The following is an 8,685-nucleotide window of genomic DNA, read 5'->3' on the forward strand; positions in this document are numbered from 1 at the left end:
ACGCGTGAAGCTAAGCCTTACTAATCGCTCGATCGGCTTGATCTCATCGTTTACCGATAGGTAAATCGATCGTCTCCTCTATGAGCGCCGTGCGCAGCAGTAAGCCTGCGCCGAAGACACACAATCTCCGTCACAAAACCTAACTTCGACAATCGAAGACAGATAAGGCCGCCCATCGGGGCGGCCTTTCCGCGTTCGCCAACCTTGACGAGCCGGCTTACGTCACCAACCGACAAAGCCTTCCGCGACCGGGCTGACGACGTCGATGTGGTCCACGACCTCGCGCACGCCCGCCACGTTCCTTGCACCGACCAGCAGGGCCTGACGCTGTGACTCGGTCCGCACGGAGCCCCAGAGATGGACGACGCCGTCCTTGACGACGACGTTCTCGCCGAAATCGGGCGCCCAGCTTTGACCCTTGTAGGCCTGGAGCACCCGGTCGCGGATCGTGCGGTCGTCGGCGGCCGGAGCGGCGGCGGCGGGTTCCATGGTCGCCAGGACGCGCATCAGGTTTGCACGGCTGATGATGCCGACGACTTGGCGGTTGCTCAGGACGGGCACGCGCTTGATCCGCTTTCCCTCCATCATGTGGACGACCTCGTTGAGGTCGGTGTTCTCGTCGACGCTGATGACATTGGCGCTCATCACGTCACGCACGGTGCGGCCGTGCTCACGCGTGAAGTTCTCCGCCTGGGACGAGGCGCCCGCCATCAGCCCGAGCCACCACGACTTGCGCCGTTCGGTGCCGGTTTCGGCCCGGTGCAGCAGATCGCCTTCGCTGATGATTCCGATTACCCGTCCGCTACCGTCCACCACCGGCATGCCGCTGATCCGGTGGTCCAGCATGCGCTGAGCCGCCTGCGCCACCGTACTGTCGGCATCGATCGTAATGACGTTGCGGGTCATGATATCGCCGGCCTTCATGGCTTCCTCCGTGTGTTTTCAAACGCTTAGGCACCGTCTTAATCTGCGGTGTGGCATACAATATACCAACTACCAGCCGCCCTTGAAGTGGTTAATTGATTAACCGTTCACGCTGAGGCGTTGCGACGCAGCTTTCTTTCGTTTCCAGGATTCTTTACAAACTGCAGCGTCATTATGATCGCGCCGTCCGGCTACGAACAGACCTTCATGTTCTTCGGCCTGATCCAGGCCGGCTCGGTCTTCCTGCTGGCGTTCCTGCTGCGGGCTCCCAAGGCCGGCCAGCTGCCCAAGGCCATGCCGCCGCGCCCGGCGTTCACCCTGGCAGAGTAATCAAAGCCATTGTGACCCCACGACCCGATACCCGTGTGGATGGGTGTGAACTGGAAGCCGGCTCCCTCGGGGGCTGGCATTTCTTATGACCGCTCGCCGTCCGTATCGCGGCTGCCCCGGACATAAGCCGATCCCAGCGCCGCCGGCAAGCTGGCGCCGCGCCCGAAGACGACCAGAACGGCCATGACGGCAGCGAACGGCAGCATCTGGATCACGTCGGTCGGCACATCGAATTCGGCGACCTGAAGCGCCGTCGTCATCGACAAACAGGCGCCGAACAGAACCGCTCCCGCCAGCACCCACAACGGCCGGCCCCGGGCCAGCATCGCCAGCACGATCGCGATGAACCCGGCGCCTCCCGTCATGAACGGGACGAACAGCCCCGCCCCGACCTCCGCCATGAAGGCTCCGCCGAGCCCCGCGAAGGCGCCGGTACACAGAACAGCCGCGACCCGCGTCCGCACGACATCGGCCCCGGCGGCGTCGAGCGCCGCCGGCTTGTCGCCCGCCGCTCTCAGCGTCAGCCCGAGATGCGTCCTCCGGTACAGCACCGACAGCGCCACCGCCGACGCGACCGCCAGGTAGACGATGGGGTGCCGGTCGAACAGGGCGGGGCCGACGATAGGCAGGTCCGCCAGCCCCGGCACCGGCAGCGTTTCGACGCCCGGCAACCGGGGATAGGAGCGGCTGAACCTGACATGGTGGAGCAGGGCGGTCAGCCCCTCCGCCCCCAGCGTCAGGCCGATGCCGATGACGATCTGGTTCAGCCCGAGCCGGACGCACAGCACCGCCATCACCGACGCCACCGCCATCCCGGCGCCGATCCCATAGAGGAAGCCGACCCAGAGCGATCCGGTCTGATACGCGCCGAGGAAACCGGCATAGGCGCCGGCCAGCATCATCCCCTCGATCCCGATGTTGAGCACGCCGGCCTTCTCGGAAACCTGTTCGCCCAACCCCGCCAGCAGCAGGGGCACGCCCGACACCACCATCCCGGCGACCAGCGACGTCAGGAAAGCGGCGGACAGGATCATGTCCATGCCGGACGCCTCCGCTGCGTCCCGTATTCGACGACGGCCAGCACGATCAGCAGGTTGGCGACCAGGACCAGCGTGAAATAGGCCGGCACGCCCAGCCGCCGCGCCGCACTCTCCGCCCCGATCTGAAGCGCCGAGAACAGCAGCACGTAGACGATGGCCGCGAAGCCGTTCAGCCGCGCCAGGAAGACCAGCGGAATCACGGAAAGCCCGTAGGCCGGGTTCCAGTCCGCCCGCACATTGCCGAGCACGCCCATCACCTCGACCGCACCGCCCAGCCCGATCAATCCCGCCGACAGCGCGAACACCGCCACCGTCAGCAGCGGCACCCGGAGCCCCGCGTGGATCGCGGCGCGCGGGCTGGCCCCGACGACGCGCAGCTTGAGGCCGAAAGCGGTCCGCGTCATCGCCAGATGGACCGCGACGATGGCCGCCAGCCCGATCAGCACCCCGCCGCTGACGATGGTCCCCGGCAGGGCCGGCAGCCGGTCGGCGACGGCAAGCGTCCTGGTCTGCGGCACGGTGGTTCCCGGATCGAGAAACACCAGCTTGACCAGCGCATTGGCGAGCGATAGCCCGAGGAACGACATCATCAGCGTCGTGACGATCTCGTTGACGCCGGCCCGCGCCTTCAACAGCGCCGGCAGCAGCGACCACAGCGCCGCCGCGACCATCGCGGCCAACGCCCCCAGCCCCAGCGCCGCCCAGCCCGGCAACACTTCCGCCAGCGGCGGAGCGACCACCGCCGCCGCCGTGGCGCCCAGCATGAACTGCCCGTCCGATCCCAAATTCCACAGCCCAGTCCGGAACGCCAGGATCAGCCCCGCCGCGACCAGCAGCAGCGGCGCCATCCGCGTGACCGTCGCCTGCAAGCCCGACGGCGTCAGCAATCCCCGCCGCGCCACATAGGCATAGTATTCCAGCGGGTCCGTTCCCAGCAGCCAGAGGACGCCCCCCGACAGCACCAGCGCCGCCAGTACCGGAACGACGGCCAACGCCACGTCCCCTGCCACGCCCCTCATGCGCCGTCCCCCGCCATCAACCGCCCGATCCGCGACCGGGCGTCGCCGTCGTTGGCGACGATGCCGACGATCCGGCCTTCCGACATCACCGCGACCCGGTCGGCCAGTTCGAGGATTTCGTCCAGATCGGTCGAGATCAGGACCGTCGCCACCCCGGCCCCCGCCGCTTCCCGGATGCGCCGCCGGGTGGACGCGGCGTTCCGCACGTCCAGGCCATGGGTCGGCTTGCTGTGGATCACGGCGCGGGCGCCGCCGGACAGCTCGCGCGCCAGCAGCACCTTCTGGATGTTGCCGCCGGACAGCTTGCCGACGGGAGTATCCGGACCCGGCGTCCTGATGTCGAAATCCTCGATCAGCTTGCGCGCATGCCGGCGGATCGGGTCCGGCCGCTCGACGCCCCATTTCCAGAACGGCGCGCCGCCGATCTCCTTCAGCAACAGGTTGAGGGAGACCGGGAACCCGGCAATCGTCCCCTCGCCAAGCCTGTCGTCGGTGACGTAGCGCAGCCCCAGCCGCCGGCGTGCCCCGACATCCAGCCCTGTTATCGGCCGGCCGTCGAGCAGCACGTCACCGCGCAGCGCCCGCCGCTGTCCCGCCAGCGCTTCGGCAAGCTGCTTCTGTCCGTTGCCGTCGATGCCGGCGATGCCCAGGATTTCTCCAGCATCGACCTCGAAGCTGACGGCGGACCCCCCGTCCACCACCAGCCCCTCGACCGCCAGCACCGCCCGCCCTCGAATGCCGCCACGGGAAACCGGCCCGCCGCCGCTGCCCGCTCCGCCGAACATGGCGTGGATCACCTGCTCCCGGAGCGTCTCCGCGTCCTCTTCCCGAAGCCGCTCCGGCCCCAGTTCCGCGACCTTGCGCCCGTGACGAAGGACGGTGATCCGGTCGCCGAACTCCAGCGCCTCCCCCAGCTTATGGGTAATCAGCACGACCGCCATCGACCGCCGCGCCAGCTCCCGCATCAGTCCGCCCAGTTCCGCGACGCCCTGTGGCGTCAGCATCGACGTCGCCTCGTCCAGCACCAGCACGCGGCTGCCGCGCAGCAGGGCACGGAAGATCTCGACCTGCTGCCGCTCCCCCAGCGACAAGTCCCCGACCACGGCGCCGGGCGCGATCCGCACGCCGAAACCGGCGCACAGCGCGTCGAACTGGCGCTCGACCGCGCCCGCCGCCCAGGGCTTCCACCACGCGGTCCCCAGCGACAGGTTCTCCGCGACCGTCAGCGTCGGCACCAGCATGCCGTGCTGAAACACCGTGCCGATGCCAAGCCGAAGCGCCCGCTTGGGCGAGGAGATCCGCGCCGGCGCGTCGTCTACGCGGATTTCCCCCGCGTCCGGCTGGACCAGCCCCGCCAGCATGCCGATCAGCGTCGATTTGCCGGCGCCGTTCTCGCCGAGCAGGACATGGACTTCGCCAGCATGGATGTCGAGATCGACATGATCGTTGGCGACGACGCCGGGAAACCGCTTCGTGATGCCCCTCAGCCCGATCAGCGGGCCAGCCGGCGGGGATATCAACGCGGAACGGCCCCGCCGGTCTCGCTCATCAGCGCCCGCACCACCGCCGCGTCGAAGGTCGCATCGACTTTGATCCTGCCGGCGATCACGTCGTCCCGGATCTTCATGACCGAGGCCCAGATGTCCTCCGGCACGTTCTTCGTCCGCAGCAGCCGGAGCGAATCGTCGGCAAGCTGGATCTTGTAGTGCTTCGTCCCGAAGCTGCCGCCGCGCAGATCCTCGATCATCGCGGAATAGACGGGGGTGAGGTCCCACAGCACCGACGTCAGCAGGAAACCCTTATCGACCGGCGTCTTGTCGCCGATCACGTCGATGAACAGCACCTTGCCGCCATCGACCGCCTTGGTCGTCTCGACCGCCTGGAGCATGCCGAAGCTGGACCCGTTGCCCTGCCCGAAGATGACATCCGCCCCCGCCGCGATCACCGACGCCGTCACCCGCTGGCCGCCCGCCGCATCGCTGTAGGCGGCAGGCCCGATCACCGCATAGACGATCTTCATCCCCGGCTTCTCCGCCCGGACGCCCTGGGCGAACCCGGCGCTTTGCGCGTTCCACGACGGCGGCTCCCCCGACACGACGATGCCGACGGTGCCGGTGCGGCTGACCTTGGCGGCCATGCGCCCGGCCAGATAAGCGCCCTCGTGCCCGCTCAGCGTATAGTCCGCAACGAGGCCCGGCTTCAGGCTGTCCGGCCGGTCCACGATGGCGACAGGAACCTTCAACTCCTCCGCGATCTCGGGCGCCGCCGTGTTGTAGCCGCTGGCATGGGCGATCATCAGCCCGGCCCCGTCCTCCGCCAGTTCGCGCAGCGTCGGCCGCACGTCGCCATAGCCGAGACCCTGGGCGACAGTCACCGCAACGCCGGTCTGGGTTGCTGCAGCCTTGGCGGAGTCGACGCCCTGCTGGTTCCAGCCGAAATCACTGGCCTGTTCCGGCACCAGGATGGCGATGCTCTTGACCTCGGCCCCTTGCGCCTTGCCAACCACGGCCGGGACGGCCAAAACGAAACAAAGGGCCAGGAGACGGATACCGGGAATGTTCATGATGCCTCTGTTCGCGCTGTTCCTGTTCGGCCCTGCCTTGGCGGACGAGGTTGCTTTCACTCAGAACGCCGTCGAAGTCAAGAACCGCACCGACCACCCCATCGCCTGCGCGGCCCAACTCGCCCATTGGTTCTCGGCGGACCTCGGCGTCGCCGCGCCTGGCGGCGCGGTTCGCATCGACTTCACGTCCGATCCGGTTACTGGAACGGTCTTCATCCGGAATGTTGGGGGTGAGCGGATGCCGGTCGAGGCGGTGTGGTGCGGGGTAGAGGGGAGGGCGTGCGAGACGCGCGACCAGATCGATATCACGAAGGCCACCAGCCTCACCTGCAAAGCCATGGACGAAGGCCGCCTGTCCTGCCGCTGAGTCCCTGAGAAAGCCAGACCATGAGCCAGTTATGAATGTAGCATTGTAGACACAAGAACCTGATGATGCGAACCCGTAGATGTAGTATCGTAGTCTCATTCTGAGCCGATGGAGGCAGCCATGGGTCAATTGATGTCCAGCAGGGAGTTCAACCAGAACCCCAGCGAAGCGAAGCGAGCGGCTGACGAGGGACCGGTGATCGTCACCGACCGGGGAGAACCTGCCTATGTACTGCTCAGATACGACACCTACCGGCGACTTTCAGGCGAGGGTCTTGGGTCCATCATCGAGTTGTTGCGTCAGGACGAGGGCGATTTCGATTTCGATCCGCCCCGGCTTGAAGACGACTTCGCACGTCCGGCGGATCTCGACTGATGTTTCTGCTCGACACCAACATCCTGTCGGAGTTTCGGCGACCAGAAAGGGCGAACCCCGGCGTAATCGCCTGGGCCAAGGGCACCACACCGGCCGATCTTTTCATATCTGCCATCACGCTGTTCGAGATCGAGTTGGGCGCGGCACAGGCTGCCCGGAAAGATGCCGCGAAAGGCAAGATACTGCGTATATGGATAGAGACGCAGGTGATGCCAGCGTTCGAGGACCGCATCATCCCTGTCGATGCCTCCATAGCGCAGCGATGTGCCGCCTTGCATGTCCCCGACCCGCGCCCGCAGCGCGATAGCCTGATTGCCGCTACAGCGCTTGTTCACCGGATGACAGTGATAACGCGCAACGTGCGTGATTTCGAGCCTATGGGCGTGAAGCTGTTCAACCCTTGGCGTGATGGGTGACTGATTTCCGATCAAGTGAAACACGGAGTCGATCCCGCTTTTACTTCTCGCTGTCCATATGGATCGAACGAGACGCCAGCAGGGTCTCCCAGCGGGATCGCCTCATCGAACCCTTACATAGGCTTGAACGTCACATCCTCATACACCTTGCCATCATTGCCGATGGCGTTGCGTAACCAGTCGTCCATCTCCAGCGTGATCGGTTTGGTTATGAAGTCGCAAGTGAAGGGGTCAGAGTGGATCATTGAAAATCTATCCTGCTCCCTAAGGGCGGCGACCCGGACGCAAGCTCCTCACCCATCCTAATCACTCTGCCCCCTTTCTTCTTGTGCTTCCTGCTCTGCCTGACCTTGGTCATCGTGTGGCAACTGCGGAACCATTGGTTTCGTCACCTCTCAAAATGCTACCAGAAGCTGCTTGAGGTTTCCGAAGCCATGTTCCCAGCAGCAATGATCCGATCCATGCTCCGGGGACTTGCTTATCAAAAACAACGAAAATTCCCGTCATGCAAATTGTCCAAATAAGCTCTATGTTCAGGTATTGAACTATGTGACAAAAAGGTTATTTTAACCTTTTTTTATGTAAAATGGCCAAAAATGCTGTTGAAGCTACTGAATTCATCTATTATCATAGAATTCCAAAAATATGAACGACACAATTATGGGGTTTACAGATATGGTTGCGAAAATATAATGATAGGTCTTGCCTCAGGTTGCTTATTTATCCTATCTATAGCTGTCATAAAAGTATTCGAACCTGATAAAGTTGCTGCGTTTGGCTCTCTTCTGTCAGGTTTTGCCATACCACTTGGTATATTTACTTTTATCCATCAGAGAAAAAAGGAAGTTTCTGAAGAAAACATAAGGCAGGAAGCAAGAGAGCAGGAGCAAAAATCTCGAATGCAGTCAATAAAAGAACTGTCATTACGACAACAAGAAACGAAAGTAGCTAACACAATTGATAAATGTTATAACATAATAAATAATTTTTATTTTAATAATAATGAACTTAGAGATTTTTGCACTATAATGGTTCCTTTTGTGTTTTCAACGTTTGTTGATGATTTGCCATTGGGACAATAGAATTGGCTTAGAAGTAGTTACAGTAATATCAAAAATATGATTGCAAGAGAAGTGTTTTATTTCATGCCTACAGAGAGGGATTTGGAAGGTGATTTGCCTGACAAAGGTGGGTTAAACAGAGGACAAGTTGCTAGTGAGTTAAGAAAGTTATTGTTTAATCTTATCCAAAGTAGACCCCATCTGTTCCAGACACAGCATCTAATAAATTCCATCGAACTGACTTATAAAAAATTTTATGAGTCAGATAGGTCCGATAATGCCGACGTAGCTAAAAAATTTGAACAAAAGTTCTTAGACCATATAGACTATTATCAGCGGGCCTCTGTCGGAGCCCCAGCATTGAAAAGGCAAATAAAACATTTTAATTTTGAATACGACAGACTAATTAAAGAAATTTCTGACCTTGAAAGGGATGCAAATTGTGCAGAAGCCCCACTTAGTTCTTTTTATCTCGATTCGGTAAATAAGGCTCGAGATATGCAACAAGATATTCATAGGCAGGCTTTAACTTTAAGGTGATTGCTCACGGGGTTGACAAAAAGGGTTGCGCTGGAGCTCGCAATATGAGT

General features: G+C 61.7%; 12 protein-coding genes. 6 read left to right on the forward strand and 6 right to left on the reverse strand.

The genetic code is table 11. From position 1 onward, the window contains the following. Positions 1-222: 222 nt before the first annotated feature. A complete protein-coding gene (locus AC5JJ6_RS29990) occupies positions 223-924 on the reverse strand; it encodes a CBS domain-containing protein (RefSeq protein ID WP_496045568.1) in 702 nt (233 codons plus the stop codon). Positions 925-1,098: 174 nt separating this feature from the next. Between AC5JJ6_RS29990 and AC5JJ6_RS29995 the strand changes: the two genes are divergently transcribed. After that, on the forward strand, positions 1,099-1,254 hold the full coding sequence (locus AC5JJ6_RS29995) for a hypothetical protein (RefSeq protein ID WP_496045569.1): 156 nt from the start codon (positions 1,099-1,101) through the stop codon (positions 1,252-1,254). 83 nt (positions 1,255-1,337) lie between these two features. Here the strand turns inward: AC5JJ6_RS29995 and AC5JJ6_RS30000 are convergent, their stop codons facing one another. Genes AC5JJ6_RS30000 through AC5JJ6_RS30015 form a run of 4 tightly spaced genes read right to left on the reverse strand, consistent with a single transcriptional unit; the run spans position 1,338 to position 5,876 of the window. Beyond that, positions 1,338-2,294 (reverse strand): putative B6 ABC transporter permease subunit 1, encoded by a 957-nt coding sequence (locus tag AC5JJ6_RS30000; protein WP_496045570.1) that lies wholly within the window; start codon positions 2,292-2,294, stop codon positions 1,338-1,340. Beyond that, complete coding sequence (locus AC5JJ6_RS30005) at positions 2,285-3,313, reverse strand: putative B6 ABC transporter permease subunit 2 (RefSeq protein ID WP_496045571.1); 1,029 nt, start codon at positions 3,311-3,313, stop codon at positions 2,285-2,287. Before AC5JJ6_RS30005 ends, AC5JJ6_RS30000 begins: the two co-directional genes overlap by 10 nt. Then, positions 3,310-4,833, reverse strand: a complete 1,524-nt coding sequence (locus tag AC5JJ6_RS30010; RefSeq protein ID WP_496045572.1) for a putative B6 ABC transporter ATP-binding protein — start codon at positions 4,831-4,833, stop codon at positions 3,310-3,312. The genes AC5JJ6_RS30005 and AC5JJ6_RS30010 overlap by 4 nt, the downstream gene beginning before the upstream one ends. After that, complete coding sequence (locus tag AC5JJ6_RS30015) at positions 4,830-5,876, reverse strand: putative B6 ABC transporter substrate-binding protein (RefSeq protein ID WP_496045573.1); 1,047 nt, start codon at positions 5,874-5,876, stop codon at positions 4,830-4,832. The genes AC5JJ6_RS30010 and AC5JJ6_RS30015 overlap by 4 nt, the downstream gene beginning before the upstream one ends. Between AC5JJ6_RS30015 and AC5JJ6_RS30020 the strand changes: the two genes are divergently transcribed. The 3 genes from AC5JJ6_RS30020 (at position 5,869) to AC5JJ6_RS30030 (ending at position 7,034) form a co-directional block, all read left to right on the forward strand. Beyond that, complete coding sequence (locus tag AC5JJ6_RS30020) at positions 5,869-6,243, forward strand: hypothetical protein (protein ID WP_496045574.1); 375 nt, start codon at positions 5,869-5,871, stop codon at positions 6,241-6,243. The genes AC5JJ6_RS30015 and AC5JJ6_RS30020 overlap by 8 nt on opposite strands. A gap of 120 nt (positions 6,244-6,363) precedes the next feature. After that, positions 6,364-6,618: a type II toxin-antitoxin system prevent-host-death family antitoxin gene (locus tag AC5JJ6_RS30025; RefSeq protein ID WP_496045575.1), complete on the forward strand. Its 255-nt coding sequence runs from the start codon at positions 6,364-6,366 to the stop codon at positions 6,616-6,618. After that, positions 6,618-7,034: a type II toxin-antitoxin system VapC family toxin gene (locus AC5JJ6_RS30030; protein WP_496045576.1), complete on the forward strand. Its 417-nt coding sequence runs from the start codon at positions 6,618-6,620 to the stop codon at positions 7,032-7,034. The genes AC5JJ6_RS30025 and AC5JJ6_RS30030 overlap by 1 nt, the downstream gene beginning before the upstream one ends. 113 nt (positions 7,035-7,147) lie before the next feature. Here AC5JJ6_RS30030 and AC5JJ6_RS30035 read toward each other — a convergent pair whose 3' ends face one another. Continuing rightward, positions 7,148-7,279, reverse strand: a complete 132-nt coding sequence (locus AC5JJ6_RS30035; protein WP_496045577.1) for a hypothetical protein — start codon at positions 7,277-7,279, stop codon at positions 7,148-7,150. A gap of 447 nt (positions 7,280-7,726) precedes the next feature. On the opposite strand from AC5JJ6_RS30035, the gene AC5JJ6_RS30040 reads away from it, so the two are divergent. Further along, entirely contained in the window at positions 7,727-8,116 is a 390-nt protein-coding gene (locus AC5JJ6_RS30040) for a hypothetical protein (RefSeq protein WP_496045578.1), read from the forward strand. A gap of 63 nt (positions 8,117-8,179) precedes the next feature. Continuing rightward, the gene (locus AC5JJ6_RS30045) at positions 8,180-8,635 is read left to right on the forward strand and encodes a hypothetical protein (RefSeq protein ID WP_496045579.1); all 456 of its coding nucleotides are present in this window, start codon (positions 8,180-8,182) and stop codon (positions 8,633-8,635) included. The last annotated feature ends 50 nt before the right edge of the window (positions 8,636-8,685 follow it).

This window comes from Skermanella sp., assembly GCF_059503625.1.